The organism is Massilia sp. NBRC 108631, from assembly GCF_059704565.1.
In genome coordinates this window covers 45,112-61,399 of sequence record NZ_BAAKJE010000303.1, presented here as the reverse complement: position 1 = coordinate 61,399, position 16,288 = coordinate 45,112, and the positions used below count along the sequence as shown (strand labels likewise).

Sequence of the window (16,288 nt, the reverse complement as noted above, 5' to 3'; positions counted from 1 at the left end):
CACCAGCACGTCGGCGGCCATGAACTCGGCCAGCAGCGACTCGGTCAGCAGCGCTTCCGCGCTGAGCTCGGCGTTCATCGGCAGCGCCGTGTTCCATTCGGAGCGCATCACTTGCATCAGCGGGCCGTTCACGTGCGACAGCGGCGCGGCCGACAGGTCGCGGTAGACCACGCTGGCTTGCGCGCCCGCGCACAGCGCCTCGACGGCGGCGGCGCTCAATTGGCGGGAAGCAGAGTTATCGCCCAGGCAAGCTGAATCGATGTGCAAGATATTCATGATGGTCGCAATAAATAAAACAATTTGGGCAGGGTATACCTGCAACAATCAACGCGGAAGAGGGGATAATGCAAATCACTTTTGCAAAAATAGAATAATCGGACTTGACGAAATGGCAGCGGAAAACCTTAACGACATGTATCTTTTCGCTAAAGTTGTCGAACATGGCGGCTACAGCGCTGCCGCGTCGGCGCTGGGCATGCAGGCATCCCGTCTCAGCAGGCATATCGTAGCCCTGGAACAGGACCTGGGCGTGCGGCTGCTGAACCGCACCACGCGTCGTATTTCCGTCACAGAAGCGGGCCAGACCTTCTACCGCCATTGCGCCGCCGTGGTTGCCGAGGCCCAGGCCGCGCGCGACGCCATCGAGCGCACCCGTTCCACGCCGCAGGGCCTGGTGCGCCTGAGCGCCCCGCTGGGGCTGCTGCAAAACGGCGTCGGCTGCATCATTTCCAGGTACCTGGCCGCCAACCCGCTGGTGCGCGTGGCGATAGACGCCACCAACCGCCGCGTCGATGTGATCGAGGAGGGTATCGACATCGCGCTGCGGGTGCGCACGCCGCCGCTGGACGACAGCGACCTGGCGGTGCGGGTGCTGGCGCGGTCCGAACCCATCCTGGTGGCCAGTCCGCGCCTGTTCGAGCAGCTGCCGCGCCCCACGGACGCGGCCGGCCTGGCGCACATGCCCACGCTGGCCATGGCGCGGCCGGGCGACAAATTCGTGTGGAACTTCATCAACGTGGCCGGCGCCAGCGTCAGCGTCACGCACGCGCCGCGCATGGTGACGGACGATATGCCGACCTTGAAGCTGGCCGCCATCGACGGCCTGGGCGTGGCCCAGTTGCCGCAGGCGCAGGTGCAGGCGGACCTGGACAGCGGCCTGCTGGAGCGCGTGCTGCCTCAGCTGAACTTCCCGTTCCGCCTGGTGCACGCGGTGTTCCCGTCGCGCCGCGGCCTGGTGCCGGCCGTGCGCGGCCTGCTCGATGAACTGGTGCTGGGCTACCAGAGCAACTGCTGCCTTGCCTGAGGTCCAGGCCTAGGACTGCGGAATATTCCACTCGTGCGCCGCCACGAACTGGAACAGGAAGTCGGCAAAGCTCTGCGCGGCCGGCGACAGCGAGCGCGCACTCTTGGTATAGACGAAGAAGCGCCGCGTCAGTTCCGGCTCCTGCAGCAGGCGCATCTGCAAGCCGTACAGCTTCACCATCGGCGCCGCGTACGGCAGGCAGGCCGTCACGCCCAGGCCGGCGTTCACCATGGCCAGCGCAGTGGTCATGAAAGTGACCTCGTTGTAAGGATTGAGCGCCACGTCGCGCAGCAGCCGCTCGGTGAACTGGCCCTGCAGCGCGATCAGCGGATGCTCGTTGACGTCGCTCCACGTCACGCTCGGCTTGTCGGCCAGCGGATGCGCCACCGGCAGCACCAGCACGAATGGCATCTCGAACAGCAACTGCGCCGCGATCTCCGCCGCCGGGTCGCGTTCCGGGCCGATGCCGAAATCCACCTCGCCGCTGAACACGCGGCCGGACACGTTTTCCACCGGGCAGTCCACCAGCATCACCTGCACTGCCGGGTAGGCCGCGCGGTAGGCGGCAATCACCTCCGGCAGCAGGGTGCAGGCCATCATCTGCGGCGCGGCCACCCGCACGGTGCCCTTTTTCAGCGCCTTGCGGTTGGCGATGTCGGCCATGGCGCCGTCCAGGTCCTCGATCATCTTGTCGAACAGCGGATACAGTTCGCGCCCCAGCTCGGAGAGCTGCGCGCGGCGGGTATTGCGCTCCACTACCTTAACGCCCAGCAATTGCTCCAGTTCCTTGATCTGGCCGCTCAGCGAGGATTGCGTCAGGTTCAGGTACTCGGCCGCCAGCGTAAAGCTGCCGGTCTTGGCGATGGCGACCAGGGCGCGCATCTGGCGCAGGGTAGGACTCATTGGGAAATCCGATAAATCGATTGAAAAATACCGTTTGTATGATATCTGATTCTGGATTCTAATATCGACATATCCCCGGGAGACCATCATGAAGATCAAGCAAATCCACCACGTCGCCTACCGCTGCAAGGACGCCAAGCAAACCGTCGAGTGGTACGTCAAGCACCTGAACATGGACTTCGTGCTGGCCATCGCCGAAGACGAAGTGCCGTCCACCAAGGCGCCGGACCCGTATATGCACGTGTTCCTGGACGCCGGCCACGGCAACGTGCTGGCCTTCTTCGAACTGCCCACCCAGCCGGCCATGGACCGCGACCACAACACCCCGGCCTGGGTGCAGCACCTGGCCATGGAAGTGGAGACGATGGACGAGCTGCTGGAAGCCAAGCAGCGCCTGAGCGCCGCCGGCATCGACGTGATCGGCCCCGTCAACCACACCATCTTCAAATCCATCTATTTCTTCGATCCGAACGGCCACCGCCTGGAGCTGTCGGTCAACACCGGCACGCCGGAAATGATGCGCAAGCTGGACGAGGTCAAATGGGACATGCTGGAAGAATGGTCCAGGACCAAGAAAGCGCCCAAGCACGCCGCCTGGATGCACGCACCCGCCACCGGAGCATAAACAATGAAACTCGCCACCCTGAAAAACGGCAGCCGTGACGGCGCCCTGCTTATCGTCAGCCGCGACCTGAAGCAGTGCGTCAGCGCGGCCGGCATCGCGCCCACGCTGCAGGCCGCGCTGGACAACTGGGACTTCAGCGCGCCGCAACTGGCCGCCCTGTACACCGCCCTGAACGAAGGCCGCGCCGCCGATGCGCAGCCCTTCGACCAAAGCGCCTGCCATTCGCCGTTGCCGCGCGCCTACCAGTGGGCCGACGGCTCGGCCTACATCAACCACGTGGAGCTGGTGCGCAAGGCGCGCAACGCCGACGTGCCGGCTTCCTTCTACACCGATCCGCTGATGTACCAGGGCGGGTCGGACAGCTTCGTCGGCCCGCGCGACAACATCTATGCGCTGAGCGAAGAGTGGGGCATCGACCTGGAAGCCGAAGTGGCGGTGGTCACCGGCGACGTCAGGATGGGCGCCAGCGAGGCCGACGCGGCCCAGGCCATCCGCCTGGTGATGCTGGTAAACGACGTTTCGCTGCGCAACCTGATCCCGAACGAGCTGGCCAAGGGCTTCGGCTTCTTCAACTCCAAGCCGGCCAGCGCGTTCTCGCCGGTGGCCGTCACGCCGGACGAACTGGGTGCGCACTGGGCGGACAGCAAGCTGCACCTTCCGCTGACCGTGCACCTGAACGCGCAGCCATTCGGCAAGCCGAACGCCGGCGAAGACATGACCTTCAGCTTCGCCCAGCTGGTGGCGCACGCCGCCAGGACGCGCGAACTGGCGGCCGGCACCATCATCGGTTCGGGTACCGTGTCCAACAAGCAGGGCAGCCTGCACGGCTCCAGCATCGCCAACGGCGGCGTGGGCTACTGCTGCCTGGCCGAAGTGCGCATGTACGAAACCATTGAAGGCGGCAAGCCGGCCACCGGCTTCCTCAAGTTCGGCGACAGCGTGCGCATCGAGATGTTCGACGCGCAAGGCGCCAGCATCTTCGGCGCCATCGACCAGACCGTGGCGCACTATCAGGAGCGCGGAGCATGAAGCTCTACACCTACTTCCGCAGCTCGGCCGCCTACCGCGTCCGCATCGCGCTCAACCTGAAAGCGCTGCCTTACGAGGCGGTGCCGGTGCACCTGCTGCGCGGCGGCGGCGAGCAGCTGGGCGAGGCTTACCGCGAGGTCAATCCGGGCGCGCTGCTGCCCGCGCTCGATGACGACGGCACGCTGCTGACGCAGTCGCTGGCGATCGTGGAATACCTGGAGGAGCAGTATCCGCAGGTTGCGCTGTTGCCGGCCGACGCGGCGGGCCGCGCGCGCGTGCGCGCGCTGGCCATGACCATCGCCTGCGACACGCATCCGCTCAGCAATCTGCGCGTGCTCAAATACCTGGTGCACACGCTCAAGCTGGACGAGGCGGCCAAGCTGGAATGGATACGGCACTGGATGCGCCTGGGCCTGGCCACCTTCGAAGCGCACCTGGCGCGCGACGGCGCCACGGGCCGCTTCTGCCACGGCGACACGCCGACCCTGGCCGACTGCTGCCTGGCGCCGCAAGTGTTCAACGCGGAGCGTTTTGAAGTGGACCTGGCGCCGTATCCCAACATCGCGCGCATCGCGGCCAATTGCGCGGCCTTGCCCGCGTTCCAGGCCGCGCATCCCGCGCAGCAGCCGGACGCCGAGTAAGCAGCGATCAGGCGGCGCTCAGCACCACCCGGTCGCGGCCTTCCTTCTTGGCCTGGTACAGCGCCTTGTCGGCCCGCACCAGCAGGGCGGAGGGCGAATCCGGGGCCTCCTGCGGATAGGAGGCCGCCACGCCCACGCTGATCGTCAGCGACACCGTCAGTCCGCCGTCCAGGTCGATGCGCAGCTGCGCCACGGTCTCGCGCAGGCGCTCGGCCGCGCCGCCGGCCGTCTCCAGGGACGCCTCCGGCATCAGCAGCACGAACTCCTCGCCGCCGAAGCGCGCCACCAGGTCGATGCTGCGCATGGCCGCCGACAGCGCACCCGCCACCGCCACGATGGCCTGGTCGCCCACGTCGTGGCCGTAGGTGTCGTTGATGCGCTTGAAGTGGTCGATGTCCACCATCAGCAGCGCCAGCGGGTGCTTGTAGCGGCGCGCGCGGTCCAGTTCCTTGGAAATCTGTTCGGTCATCCGGCGCCGGTTGGCGATGCCGGTCAGCGGGTCGGTGGTGGCCAGCTGTTCCAGCTTGCTGTTTACCGTGAGCAGTTCCAGCGTGCGGTGCAGCACCCGGTCTTCCAGGTTGTTGCGCTCGTCGTTCAGCGCGGCCAGCGCGTTGCGGCGCGAGCGCAGCACGCGCACCAGCACCGTGATCAGCGCGGCTTCCAGCAGGATCAGCGTGGCGCCCAGGAGAATCTGCCAGCGGTACAGCTCCCACACACTGACCGGGCGGTTGCGCAGCAGCGCTTCCTGCGGCAGGTTGCGCAACTGGTGGCGCTCGGCGGTGGGGTGGTCGAAAATGTAGCGCTGCACGCCGCTCAGGTCGGCCGGCTGGCCCTGCAGGATGCGCGCGATAACGCGGCCTATGGCTTCGCCGCTCAGCACGTAGCCGCCCACGACGCCCGGCAGCACCAGCGACTCCACGTGCGTAAACACCGGCACCGGCGACGCCGCCGCCAGCTTGCGCGCCACATCCGGCGGCGTGCCGGCGCCGCCTTCCTGGCCGCGGTGGGTGGCAAACATCAGGATGGCCGTGTCTTCGCCCAGCATGGCGGCGCGGCGGACTAGCTCGCTAAAGCCCTGCTGGTCCCAATAGTCGAAGGCGATCTGCTTGCTGTACGGGCGCGACGCGGCGCGCACGCCGGCGATCCATTCCTGCACGCGGGGCGTCTGGTCGCCCACCACCACGATGCGCTTGACGCTGGGCGCCACCAGCGGGATCACGCCCAGCATGCGGCCATAGTCCGGCGCCAGTTCCAGTGCTTCGCCGTCGCCGGGGCGCCAGTTGCGGCGGCCGTGGTTGACGTAGTAGCGCGGCACGCCGGGGAACAGGTCCGGGTGGCTGTTGAGGAACCCAGCCGCCAGGTGGTTTTCGGTGACGATGGCGTCCAGCTTCACGCTGGCGTATTTGGTGCGCAGGTACGGCGCCATGCTGTCCAGCGACGCCTGTTCGCCCACCCGCACGGAGTCGAAGTGCTCCTCGAAGATGTTGGGCGCGTCGCCCCAGCGCTTGTTGGCCAGTTCGTCATCCATGCCCTTGCGCACCAGCTGCTGCCACTCCGACGCGGAGTCCGAACCCAGCGAGTACAGCACCAGCACCGTGCGCGTGCCCGCCGCCTGCGCGTGGCGCGCACCCAGCGTGGCGAGTGCGGCCAGTATCAGCAGCAGGCACAGCAAGGCTCGGCGGGGCGGAAAGCGCATGGCGGGAAGGTGGAATCGGCGGAAGTTTGTCTGACGGTCAATATAGTTTGACACAAAGTATCTGGGATTGTGTCTACACTTGTCTATATATTGCAAATCGCTAATAAAATCTCGACGCATATTGCGGTGGCTTATGGCGCGCAGGCAAGCGATCTGCCAAGTCTAGGCCGCCCGTAGCGCGTCCACGATCTTCATGCGCGCGGCGCGCACGGCGGGCAGGAAGCCGCCGATGAAGCCCATCGCCAGCGAGAACAGCAAGGTCTTGACGACGATGGCGCCATCGAGCCGGAAGCCGAACGCCAGTTCCGAGAAGGACTGGAAGTTGGTGGTGGAGAAGGACAGGAACTGCATGAAGGATGCGAACACCAGCCCCGCTGCGCCGCCGGCCAGCGCCAGCAGCATGGACTCGGCCAGGAAGGCGGCCAGGATGTTGCGCCGCTGGTAGCCCAGCGCCCGCAGCGTGCCGATTTCGCCGGTGCGGTTGGCCACCGACGCATACATGGTGATGGCCGCGCCTATCATGGCGCCGATCGAAAAGATGATCGACAGCGTCAGCCCCAGTATGCTGATGAAGGTGGACAGCGCGCGCGACTGGTCCGAATAGAAGGTTTGCTCGCGCTTGGCCTCCAGCGTCAGGCGCTGGTCGGACTCGATATCCTGCTTGAAGCGCGCGAACAGCCCGCTGTCGGCCAGCCGCAGCACCATGGACGAATAGCCGTTGCGCCGGAAGGCCTGCATCAGCTGGTCCGCGTCGCCCCATATCTCCGAATCGAAACCGCTGTTGCCGGCGTCGAACAGGCCCACCACGGTCCACTCGCGCTGGCCGAAGCGCAGCTTTTCGCCGATGCCCGCGCCCGCAAAACGCTTGGCGATGCTGGCCCCGGCCACGATCTCGGAGGCGCCGGGCCGAAACATGCGGCCGGCGCTCAGCTTCACTTGCGGGCGCAGCACCAGGCCGCGCTGGTCTATGCCCCGTATCACCACGTTGGACGGCTTGTCCGAGCCGCGCTTGAGCAGCGAAATCAGCACCACGGTCTCCTTCGAGATCATGGGCTGGCCATCCGCGCCGAGCGCGATGGCGGCGTGGCTGGCGGCGATGTTGGCCTGCGCGCGCTCAACGCCGCTCTGTACTTCGCTTTCGGCCGAACGGCGTATCAGGATCACGTTGTCGTACTCGCCGGTGGTGACCAGCGTGGTGCGCAAGCCCTCGTCCAGCATCAGCACCGTGGCGAACACGAACACCACCAGCGCCAGCCCGCCGGCCGTCAGCACGGTGGTCAGGCGCCTGGCCCACAGGTTGCGCGCGACATAGGAGAGGGGGATCCGCATCAGCCTATGCTCCTCAGGCCCTCGACGATGTTCACGCGCACCGCGCGGATGGTGGGCGCGATGCCCGCCACCACGCCGATCAGCAGCGCGGCCAGGCCCTGCAGCAGCAGGGTGGGCGGCGCCACCTGGAACACCGGGAACATGGTGCCCATGGCCGAGCCGATGATGGCCGCCAGCGGGAACAGCAGGGCGATGCCGAGCGCGGCGCCGAACACGGACAGCAGCAGCGATTCGCCGAAGATCAGCGCCGCCAGGTAGCCCGGGCCGAAGCCCAGCACTTTCAGCGTGGCGTATTCGCCCAGCCGCTCGCGCGCGCTCATGGCCATGGTGTTGGCCATCACCGCCATGATGATGACGATGACCACGAAGGACACCACCCGCACCGCCACCACGATGGCCTCGGACATGGACACGAAGCCGAGCTGGAACGCCTTCTCGGTTTCGGTCAGCGTTTCGGCCAGCGAGTTGCGGAACTGCGAGTCGATCACGCTGGAGGTGGCGGCGGCGTCCTCGGCGCGGGCGATGCGCACCACGTACACGCCCACCTGGTTGGCGCGGCGCGGGTAGATTTTCTTCAGGCCCTCGTTCACGTAGTCCCAATGGAAGAACATGGTGGCGGTGTTGGTCGACTCCTGTTTTCCGTCGTAGATGCCGCGCACCACGAATTCCCATTGGCCGGGATAGATGGTGCCCTTGATGGGAATGGTGTCGCCCACCTTGAAGCCGTACTGGTTGGCCAGCTTGCGGCCGACGATGGCGCCCTTGCGGTCGCGCAGGAAGGCGGCCCGTTCTTCCTCCGGCAGCAGGTAGTCCGGATAAATGTCCAGGTAGCTCTGGCCGGAGATGGCGAATTGCGCGAAGAAGTTCTTTGGGTCCTTGTAGACGCCGCCGAACCAGTTGGCGTAGCCCACGCCGGTCACGCCGTCCACCGCGCGCAGGCGCGCCTGGTAGGCCAGCGGCAGCGGGAACACCAGCGAGGTGGCGTTGCGGGTGACCAGCGTGGTGTTGGATGCGCCCTCGGCGCCCGCGTACCACGCGTCCACCACCGTTTGCAGCAGGCCGAAGGACAGCGTGGCCACCACCAGCCCAAGCACGGTCAGCCCGGTGCGCAGCTTGTGGCGCAGGGCGTTCTTGAAGATCAGCTTGAGCAGGTACATGGCATTTGCATGACAGATGCGTGGCGCGGGCCGGCTACCCGGGCGTGGCGATGAGCTCGCCTTTTTCAAGGTGGATCAGGGTACGCGCCTGCTGCGCCGCATGGGCGTCGTGGGTGACCATGATGATGGTCTTGCCCAGTTCGCGGTTCAGCTGCTGCATCAGCGCCAGCACGTCGCTGGCCGATTGCCGGTCCAGGTCTCCGGTGGGTTCATCGGCCACGATCAGTGTGGGGTCGGTGACGATGGCGCGCGCGATGGCCACGCGCTGCTGCTGGCCGCCGGACAGCTCGTTGGGCGTGTGGTCCATGCGCTCCGACAGGCCCACCATGGACAGCGTCAGCGCCACCCGCTCGCGCCGCTCGCGGCGGGACAGGGGCGTGAGCAGCAGCGGCAGCTCCACGTTTTCGAACGCGGATAGCACCGGCATCAGGTTATAGAACTGGAAGATGAAACCCACGTTGGCCGCGCGCCAGTGCGCCAGGTCGGTCTCGGACATGGAAGCGATGTCCAGGCCGTCCACGCGCAGCAGGCCGGAGTCCGGCTTGTCGATGCCGGCGATCAGGTTCAGCAGGGTGCTCTTGCCGGAACCGGACGGTCCCATCAGCGCGGTGAAGTCGCCGGCCTGGATGTCGAGCGTGATGTCGGTCAGCACCGGCACGTGCTGGCCGCCGCGCCGGTAGGATTTCACCAGGTGCTCGATGCGCACCAGCGCTTCGCTGCCGGGCGCGGTCATTTCTTCGCCACCGACACTGCCTGCCCGTCCTGCAGCCTGGCGTCCGGGTTCGACACGAGCTTGTCGCCCGGCTTCACGCCTTTCACCTCCACCAGCTCGCCGACCTTGCGGCCGCTGCTCACGGCCACTTGCCGCGCTTTGCCGTCCGCCACCACGAACACCACCGGCTTGCCGCCGCGCGTGGCGATGGCGGCCGGCTGCACGGCCGTCACCGGCGCCTTGTCCTCGGCCGGCACCGGCTTGGAAAGGAACGCCACCTTGGCGCTCATGTCCGGCAGCACGCGCGGGTCGCGGTCGATGAAGCGCACCTTCACCAGCAAGGTGGCCTTGCTGCGGTCCACGGTGGGCACCATGCGCGACACCACGCCGGCCAGGCGCAGCTCGGGGAAGGCGTCAAGCTGGATTTCGGCCGGCTGCTCCGCCCTGATCTTCGACAGGCTGGACTCGGACACGTCCGCCTCCACCTCCAGCGTGTCCATGTCGGCGATGGTCACCACCGCGCCCTTGCTGTCGGCGGCGGAGGAGAAGGGCGTGATGTTATCGCCCACGTTGGCGCTCTTGGTCAGGATCACGCCGTCGAACGGCGCCCGGATGACGGTCTGGTCCAGCGCCACTTGCGCGGCCTGCGCGTTGGCCTGCGCCGCCGCGATGGCCGCGCGTTGCGCCGCGATGGCGGCCCTGGCCTTGTTGTAGCGCGCCTGCGCCGTATCGTAGCTGGCCGCCGCGATGAACTTCTGCCCCAGCAGTTCGCCGGCGCGCTTGTAGGCCTGCTGCGCGTCCTGCAGCTCGGCCTGGCCCTGTTCCAGGTTGGCCTGCGCCACTTTGATGTTGGCCTGCGCCTGGCCCAGCGTGGCGCTCACATCGCGGTTCTCCAGCCGCGCCACGATCTCGTCCTTCTTCACGCGCGAGCCTTCCAGCACACCCAGCCACTCCAGCCGTCCGGTGGCCTTGGACGACAGCGCCGCCTTGCGCTGTGCCACCACATAGCCGGTGGCATTGAGCAAGGTGTAGTTCTGCGAGGGATAAGCCTGCGACACCGTCACCGTTTCCACGTCCGCCTTGCCGCCGGCCTGGCGGCTGATGACGACGCCCGCCGCCGCCAGCGCCAGCAGCACCAGTGCAATCTTTATCCACTTGCGCCGGCGCGCGCGCTGGCCCGGTAGCTGGGCTTGGGCGTCGCGGTCGATTTTCAGTTTGGAGAGATCGGGAGACGGCGGCATGGGGCACCTCTGAGTGAATTGCTTGCAATTATAGCCATTTTTCCGTGCGGGGCAGGCGCCGCCGCAGGGCGCCGCTGCGCGTTCACGACGGCAGCAGGCTGCGCCGTCCAGCTTCCAGTATGGCCGCGCTCAGGCGCTCCAGCCGCGGCGACTGCACGCGCCAGGTGTGCCAGTGCAGCGCCACGTCGCTGAACTTGCCGGGCGCCAGGTCGAGCAGGGCGCCGCTGGCCAGCCGGTCGCCCACCTGCTGCTCGGCCACCATGCCGTACCCCAGGCTCAGGTCTATGCAGCGCAGAAAGCTTTCGTTGGCGGGGATGTAGTGGCAGGGATGGCTGCCGGGCAGCAGGCCGCATTCGCGCTGCATGAAGTTCGCTTGCAGCAAATCCTTGCGGTCGAACACCATCATTGGCGCCGTCAGCGCCGCTTTGCGGCTCAGGCCGTCCGGGAACCAGCGCGCGGCGAAGGCGGGCGAGGCCAGCATGCGGTAGCGCATCACGCCCAGCGGCTGAGCCACGCAGCCGCGCATGGGCTGCGCCTCGGTGGAGATGGCCGCCAGCGCCTGGCCGCGCTCCATCAGCGTGTACGTGTGGTCCTGGTCGTCCAGTGACAGGTCGAGCAGGATGTTCTCCTTGATCAGGAAAGGCGCCAGGGCCGGCAGCAGCCAGGTGCCCAGCGTATCGTTGTTGACGGCCAGCGACACGCTGAGCGGGCGGGCGTCCTCCTCTTGCATGGCGGACAGAAATTCGTCTTCCAGCAGCTTGCTGCGGCGCAGGTATTGCACCAGGCGTTGGCCGGCGCTGGTGGGGCGGCAGGGACGGCTGCGGATGACCAGCGGCGTGCCCAGCGCCACCTCCATGGCGCTGACCCGCTGCGACACGGCCGAGGCCGACACGTGCAGCAGCGCGGCGGCCTGCTCGAAGCTGCCGGTGTCGATGATGGCCAGCAGGGCTTCGGCCTGGCGGGTGTCGGGCAGCATGGCAATCTCCAGATTAGCGATTCTTAAGTATCCTGAGCAATATTAATCCAGCTTCATCTACGGCGGCAAGCCATGGAAAATGCGTGCACCCCCACTCATCAGCGAGCTTGCCATGTTTACTACGCACGTCTTCTTCAACGGCCTGGGCCTCGGCGCCAGCCTCATCATGGCCATCGGCGCCCAGAATGCCCACGTGTTGCGGGTCGGCGTGCGGCGCCAGCATGTGGCGGTAACGGTAGCGACCTGCATCCTGATTGACGTGCTGCTGATCGGCGCCGGCGTGGCCGGCATGGGTGCGCTGATCCAGGACTCGCCGCTGCTGATGGGCCTGGCGCGCTGGGGCGGGGCGGCGTTCCTGGTGTGGTACGGCCTGCGCAGTTGGGCCGCCATGCTGCGCGCGGACGCGCTGCAGCTGCAGGCGGGCGCGGTGCCGCCCAGCCTGCAACGCGCCCTGGTCAGCGTGCTGGCGCTGTCGCTGCTCAACCCCCACGTCTACCTGGATACGCTGGTCTTGCTGGGTACCTTGGGCGGCAACTATCCTGCCCATCAGCGCGCCAGCTTCGCGGTGGGCGCGATGACGGCCTCGCTGCTCTGGTTCACGGCGCTGGGTTTCGGCGCCAGCCGCTTGTCGGATGTATTCCAGCGCCCCCTGGTCTGGAAAACCATCGAAGCACTGACCGGCTGCGTCATGCTGGCGCTGGCGGCCGGACTCGTGTTGCAGTAACTAGTATTATGATATTTGCAATATCTTCAATGTGCATGCATGATGGTGGCCAGTCCACCTATCCAGGATAAACATGGCCACCGCAGAAGACTATACCTTGCTTGCCCAACAGCTTTATTTGGCCAACCTTTGGCGTCCAGCCGACTACAACGGCTTGAAGTCCCTTTCCACCTACCTGGCCAATGCCAACGCGCCCACCAATCTGACGGACCTGCAGGCGTCCTACAACACCCATAGCGGCGTGCGGGACGTCCTGAACAATTTCAGCGGCAGCGCGGAATCGGCAGCCCTGTACGGCAATGTCACCGATGCCGTCTTTGTCACCGCCGCCTACCAGCATCTGCTGGGACGCGATCCCTTGCTGGCCGGCCTGACGTTCTGGACCGATGCCCTGAAAAACCACGAAGTCACCCGCGCCACGGTGGCGACGCAGATCATCGCTGCCGCCAGCAAGGAGGGCGCCAACGCGGCCGACAAGGCGACCATTGCCAACAAAATGCTGTTCTCCACCTACTTCACGTCCGTCATCGACACGCCGGCCGAGATCGCCAAATACAGCGGCGCCGCCGCCGCTGCCCAGGTGCGCGTGCTGGAGGGGGCGGTTGGCGCCACCACGGCGGAAAGCGTGATCAAGTCGCTGGTGGATAACTACTGGAATCCCGTTCCGACACCGGTGGCCGCGATGGCCGCCGAAACCCATCTGGCCGTGGCCAACGCCGACGGCGCGGAGCTGATCGGCATCAACCAGTCCACCGTGCTGAGCTGATCCAGCGGCCCTGCCGGGGCGGCCGCAAGCGGGGAATGCGGGGCTAAGGTAAAATCTTGCCCCATGCCTCATACACCGCCCCTCCCAGCCCCCATACTGCAAGCGCTGGACCGTGCCGACGCCTCCTGGCGTGCGGTCCTGTTGCGCGGCCTGGAAGCGATGGCGGCGGCCGATCCGGCCTATCTGCCGGCGCTGGCCGCGGACAACTACCTGCCCACTGAATTGCGCCTGTTCGCCGCTTTCGAGCTGCCGCTGGACCGGGTGCGCTATGTGCTGGTGGGCGAGGGGCCCTATCCGCGCGCGGAAAGCGCCACCGGCGTCTGCTTCATGGACGGCGCCGTCAAAGGGCTGTGGTCGGACCAGGCGGGTGGCGGCCTGGCCAAGCCGGTCAACAAGGCCACCTCGCTGCGCAATTTCATGAAAATGCTGCTGGTGGCGGACGGCCTGCTGGCCGCCGACAACACCGCCGGCGCGGCGCTGGCCGCCGTGGCCGCCCAGGCGCGCGGCAGCGCGCAGGCGACCCAGACCCTGGCCGGCATCCAGCACAAACTCATCGGGCACGGCTTCCTGCTGCTGAACGCCTCGCTGGTGTTCCGTCCGCATGTTGCTCCCGTGAAAGACGCGAAAGCCTGGCTGCCGTTTTTTGAAACGGTGATCGCCGCGCTGGAGCCGGCCCAGCCTACGCTCATCCTGTGGGGAAAGATCGCCGAGCAGCTGAACCGCTTGCCCGTGGTGCAGGCGCTGCCGCAGATCGTGGCCGAGCACCCTTATAACCTGTCATTTATCGGCAACCGCGACATGCACGCCCTGTTCGGGCCGTTGCGGCTGCTGCGCGCCTGAAGGGCAAGCAAGCGGCTTGCCAGGGGTGCCTGACAAAATTGGTCAAGTTTGGTATACTTGACTAAATCGTTCAACTAATCAGGGTTTCGACTGCTTGGAAGGAACGATATTTTAACCGAACCGAGGTTGTGATGCGTCTGACCACCAAAGGCCGTTTTGCAGTGACTGCGATGATCGATCTGGCTTTGCGCCAAGGCAAAGGCCCGGTCACGCTGTCTGGCATTTCGCAGCGCCAGGCCATTTCGCTGTCTTACCTGGAGCAGCTGTTCGGCAAGTTGCGCCGCCACGAGATCGTCGAATCGATCCGCGGCCCCGGCGGCGGCTACAGCCTGGCCCGCCGCGCCGACAAAGTCACGGTGGCGGACATCATCATCGCCGTCGACGAGCCGCTGGACGCCACCCAGTGCGGCGGCAAGGAAAACTGCCATGGGGCGGACGCCGCCACCGGCGCGCGTTGCATGACCCACGAACTGTGGGCCACATTGAATGAAAAAATGGTCGATTACCTGGACTCCGTATCGCTGCAGGATCTGGTCGATCAACAAAGGCAAAAACACGCCGAGCAGGCCGTGGTGGTGATGCACCGCAACGCCGCCGTCGGTTAATAGATTCGCAGTACGCAGATACGCTGATTGGAGTAATAGATGAACGCCCCAGAAAAAAACGTCGCCCAGGTAGCCCCGGTTGAATTCAAGACCGCGCCGCACTTCCCGATCTATATGGACTATTCGGCCACCACGCCGATCGACCCGCGCGTGGCCGACATGATGATCCCCTACCTGCGCGAGCAGTTCGGCAATCCCGCTTCCCGCAGCCATATGTACGGCTGGACCGCTGAAAAAGCGGTGGAAGAGGCGCGCGGCCACGTGGCTGCGCTGGTCAACGCCGATCCGCGCGAAATCATCTGGACCTCCGGCGCCACCGAGTCGAACAACCTGGCCATCAAGGGCGCGGCGCAGTTCTACAAGACCAAGGGCAAGCACATCATCACCGTGAAGACCGAGCACAAGGCAGTGCTGGACACGGTGCGCGAACTGGAACGCGTGGGCTTCGAAGCCACCTACCTGGAACCGCAGGACAACGGCCTGATCACCATCGCCCAGCTGGAAGCGGCGATCCGCCCGGATACCATCCTGATCTCGGTCATGCTGGTCAATAACGAGATCGGCGTGATCCAGCCGATCGACGAGATCGGCGCGCTGTGCCGCTCGAAAGGCATCATCTTCCACTGCGACGCCGCGCAAGCGACCGGCAAGGTGGTGATCGACCTGCAGAAGACCAAGGTCGACCTGATGACCTTCACCGCCCACAAGACCTACGGCCCGAAAGGCATCGGCGCGCTGTACGTTTGCCGCAAGCCGCGCGTGCGCATCGAAGCGCAGATGCACGGCGGCGGCCACGAGCGCGGCCTGCGCTCCGGCACCCTGCCGACCCACCAGATCGTCGGCATGGGCGAAGCGTTCCGCCTGGCGAAAGTGGAGATGGAGAGCGAAATCGCGCGCATCAAGGCGCTGCGCGACCGCCTGGCAGCCGGCCTGCAGGAGATTGAAGAAACCTACATCAACGGCGACATGGAACACCGTGTGCCGCACAACCTGAACGTGAGCTTCAACTACGTGGAAGGCGAGTCGCTGATCATGGCGGTCAAGGACCTGGCCGTGTCGTCCGGTTCGGCCTGCACCTCGGCGTCGCTGGAGCCATCCTACGTGCTGCGCGCCCTGGGCCGCAGCGACGAACTGGCGCACAGCTCGATCCGTTTCACCATCGGCCGTTTCACCACCGAGAAGGATATCGACTTCGCGGTGGAACTGATGAAGTCCAAGGTCGGCAAGCTGCGCGAACTGTCGCCGCTGTGGGACATGTTCAAAGAAGGGATCGACATCAATTCGATCCAATGGGCAGCGCACTAATTTTAAGATTACAGGAGCATCAAAATGGCATACTCGGAAAAAGTGTTGGACCACTACGAAAATCCACGCAACGTCGGCGCCTTTGAAAAGGGCGACGAATCGGTCGGCACCGGCATGGTGGGCGCGCCTGCCTGCGGCGACGTGATGAAGCTGCAGATCAAGGTCGGCGCCGATGGCCTGATCGAAGATGCGAAATTCAAGACCTACGGCTGCGGCTCGGCGATCGCCTCGTCGTCGCTGGTGACCGAATGGGTCAAGGGCAAGACCCTGGACCAGGCGCTGGCCATCAAGAACACCGCCATCGCCGAAGAACTGGCGCTGCCGCCGGTGAAAATCCACTGCTCCATCCTGGCTGAAGACGCCATCAAGGCGGCAGTTGAAGACTACAAGGCCAAACACGCGGCACCAGTGGCAACAGCGGCTTAAACGCCGGAGG

Annotated in this window: 18 protein-coding genes; 10 read left to right on the top strand and 8 right to left on the bottom strand. The window is 65.8% G+C overall.

Going from position 1 to position 16,288, the window contains the following annotated elements; genetic code table 11:
* The coding region (locus AC6H42_RS32815) for an NAD(P)H-dependent oxidoreductase (RefSeq protein ID WP_497549912.1) at positions 1-276 on the bottom strand (276 nt) is incomplete at its 3' end.
* 136 nt (positions 277-412) lie between these two features.
* Between AC6H42_RS32815 and AC6H42_RS32810 the strand changes: the two genes are divergently transcribed.
* On the top strand, positions 413-1,303 hold the full coding sequence (locus AC6H42_RS32810; RefSeq protein ID WP_497549911.1) for a LysR substrate-binding domain-containing protein: 891 nt from the start codon (positions 413-415) through the stop codon (positions 1,301-1,303).
* Positions 1,304-1,312: 9 nt separating this feature from the next.
* Here the strand turns inward: AC6H42_RS32810 and AC6H42_RS32805 are convergent, their stop codons facing one another.
* Positions 1,313-2,206, bottom strand: coding sequence for a LysR family transcriptional regulator (locus tag AC6H42_RS32805; protein ID WP_057155871.1), 894 nt, complete (start codon positions 2,204-2,206; stop codon positions 1,313-1,315).
* Positions 2,207-2,294: 88 nt separating this feature from the next.
* Between AC6H42_RS32805 and AC6H42_RS32800 the strand changes: the two genes are divergently transcribed.
* From AC6H42_RS32800 to maiA, 3 genes are read left to right on the top strand one after another with little or no spacing between them, the layout of a single operon-like run.
* The gene (locus tag AC6H42_RS32800) at positions 2,295-2,831 is read left to right on the top strand and encodes a VOC family protein (RefSeq protein WP_497549910.1); all 537 of its coding nucleotides are present in this window, start codon (positions 2,295-2,297) and stop codon (positions 2,829-2,831) included.
* 3 nt (positions 2,832-2,834) lie between these two features.
* Positions 2,835-3,860 carry a fumarylacetoacetate hydrolase family protein gene (locus AC6H42_RS32795; RefSeq protein ID WP_497549909.1) on the top strand — a complete coding sequence of 342 codons (1,026 nt, stop codon included), beginning with the start codon at positions 2,835-2,837 and terminating at the stop codon, positions 3,858-3,860.
* Entirely contained in the window at positions 3,857-4,501 is a 645-nt protein-coding gene (gene maiA / locus AC6H42_RS32790) for a maleylacetoacetate isomerase (protein WP_057155868.1), read from the top strand. The genes AC6H42_RS32795 and maiA overlap by 4 nt, the downstream gene beginning before the upstream one ends.
* 7 nt (positions 4,502-4,508) lie before the next feature.
* Here maiA and AC6H42_RS32785 read toward each other — a convergent pair whose 3' ends face one another.
* The 6 genes from AC6H42_RS32785 to AC6H42_RS32760 all read right to left on the bottom strand — a co-directional run bounded on the left by AC6H42_RS32785 (position 4,509) and on the right by AC6H42_RS32760 (position 11,618).
* Complete coding sequence (locus AC6H42_RS32785; protein WP_497549908.1) at positions 4,509-6,197, bottom strand: diguanylate cyclase; 1,689 nt, start codon at positions 6,195-6,197, stop codon at positions 4,509-4,511.
* Between the two features lie 162 nt (positions 6,198-6,359).
* Positions 6,360-7,526 (bottom strand): ABC transporter permease, encoded by a 1,167-nt coding sequence (locus AC6H42_RS32780; protein ID WP_057155866.1) that lies wholly within the window; start codon positions 7,524-7,526, stop codon positions 6,360-6,362.
* The gene (locus AC6H42_RS32775) at positions 7,526-8,683 is read right to left on the bottom strand and encodes an ABC transporter permease (RefSeq protein ID WP_497549907.1); all 1,158 of its coding nucleotides are present in this window, start codon (positions 8,681-8,683) and stop codon (positions 7,526-7,528) included. The genes AC6H42_RS32780 and AC6H42_RS32775 overlap by 1 nt, the downstream gene beginning before the upstream one ends.
* A gap of 34 nt (positions 8,684-8,717) precedes the next feature.
* The gene (locus tag AC6H42_RS32770; protein ID WP_057155864.1) at positions 8,718-9,416 is read right to left on the bottom strand and encodes an ABC transporter ATP-binding protein; all 699 of its coding nucleotides are present in this window, start codon (positions 9,414-9,416) and stop codon (positions 8,718-8,720) included.
* Entirely contained in the window at positions 9,413-10,636 is a 1,224-nt protein-coding gene (locus AC6H42_RS32765) for an efflux RND transporter periplasmic adaptor subunit (RefSeq protein WP_057155863.1), read from the bottom strand. The genes AC6H42_RS32770 and AC6H42_RS32765 overlap by 4 nt, the downstream gene beginning before the upstream one ends.
* Positions 10,637-10,718: 82 nt before the next feature.
* Positions 10,719-11,618, bottom strand: coding sequence for a LysR family transcriptional regulator ArgP (locus tag AC6H42_RS32760; RefSeq protein WP_497549913.1), 900 nt, complete (start codon positions 11,616-11,618; stop codon positions 10,719-10,721).
* 106 nt (positions 11,619-11,724) lie between these two features.
* On the opposite strand from AC6H42_RS32760, the gene AC6H42_RS32755 reads away from it, so the two are divergent.
* From AC6H42_RS32755 to iscU, 6 genes are all read left to right on the top strand, one after another.
* Positions 11,725-12,336, top strand: a complete 612-nt coding sequence (locus tag AC6H42_RS32755; protein WP_497549906.1) for a LysE/ArgO family amino acid transporter — start codon at positions 11,725-11,727, stop codon at positions 12,334-12,336.
* 73 nt (positions 12,337-12,409) lie between these two features.
* Positions 12,410-13,102 (top strand): DUF4214 domain-containing protein, encoded by a 693-nt coding sequence (locus AC6H42_RS32750; RefSeq protein WP_057155860.1) that lies wholly within the window; start codon positions 12,410-12,412, stop codon positions 13,100-13,102.
* A gap of 63 nt (positions 13,103-13,165) precedes the next feature.
* Positions 13,166-13,942 carry a uracil-DNA glycosylase family protein gene (locus AC6H42_RS32745; protein ID WP_057155859.1) on the top strand — a complete coding sequence of 259 codons (777 nt, stop codon included), beginning with the start codon at positions 13,166-13,168 and terminating at the stop codon, positions 13,940-13,942.
* 131 nt (positions 13,943-14,073) lie between these two features.
* Positions 14,074-14,547, top strand: a complete 474-nt coding sequence (gene iscR / locus AC6H42_RS32740) for a Fe-S cluster assembly transcriptional regulator IscR (RefSeq protein ID WP_056405225.1) — start codon at positions 14,074-14,076, stop codon at positions 14,545-14,547.
* 39 nt (positions 14,548-14,586) lie between these two features.
* On the top strand, positions 14,587-15,852 hold the full coding sequence (locus AC6H42_RS32735) for an IscS subfamily cysteine desulfurase (RefSeq protein WP_057155858.1): 1,266 nt from the start codon (positions 14,587-14,589) through the stop codon (positions 15,850-15,852).
* A gap of 24 nt (positions 15,853-15,876) precedes the next feature.
* Positions 15,877-16,278: a Fe-S cluster assembly scaffold IscU gene (gene iscU, locus AC6H42_RS32730; protein ID WP_057155857.1), complete on the top strand. Its 402-nt coding sequence runs from the start codon at positions 15,877-15,879 to the stop codon at positions 16,276-16,278.
* The last annotated feature ends 10 nt before the right edge of the window (positions 16,279-16,288 follow it).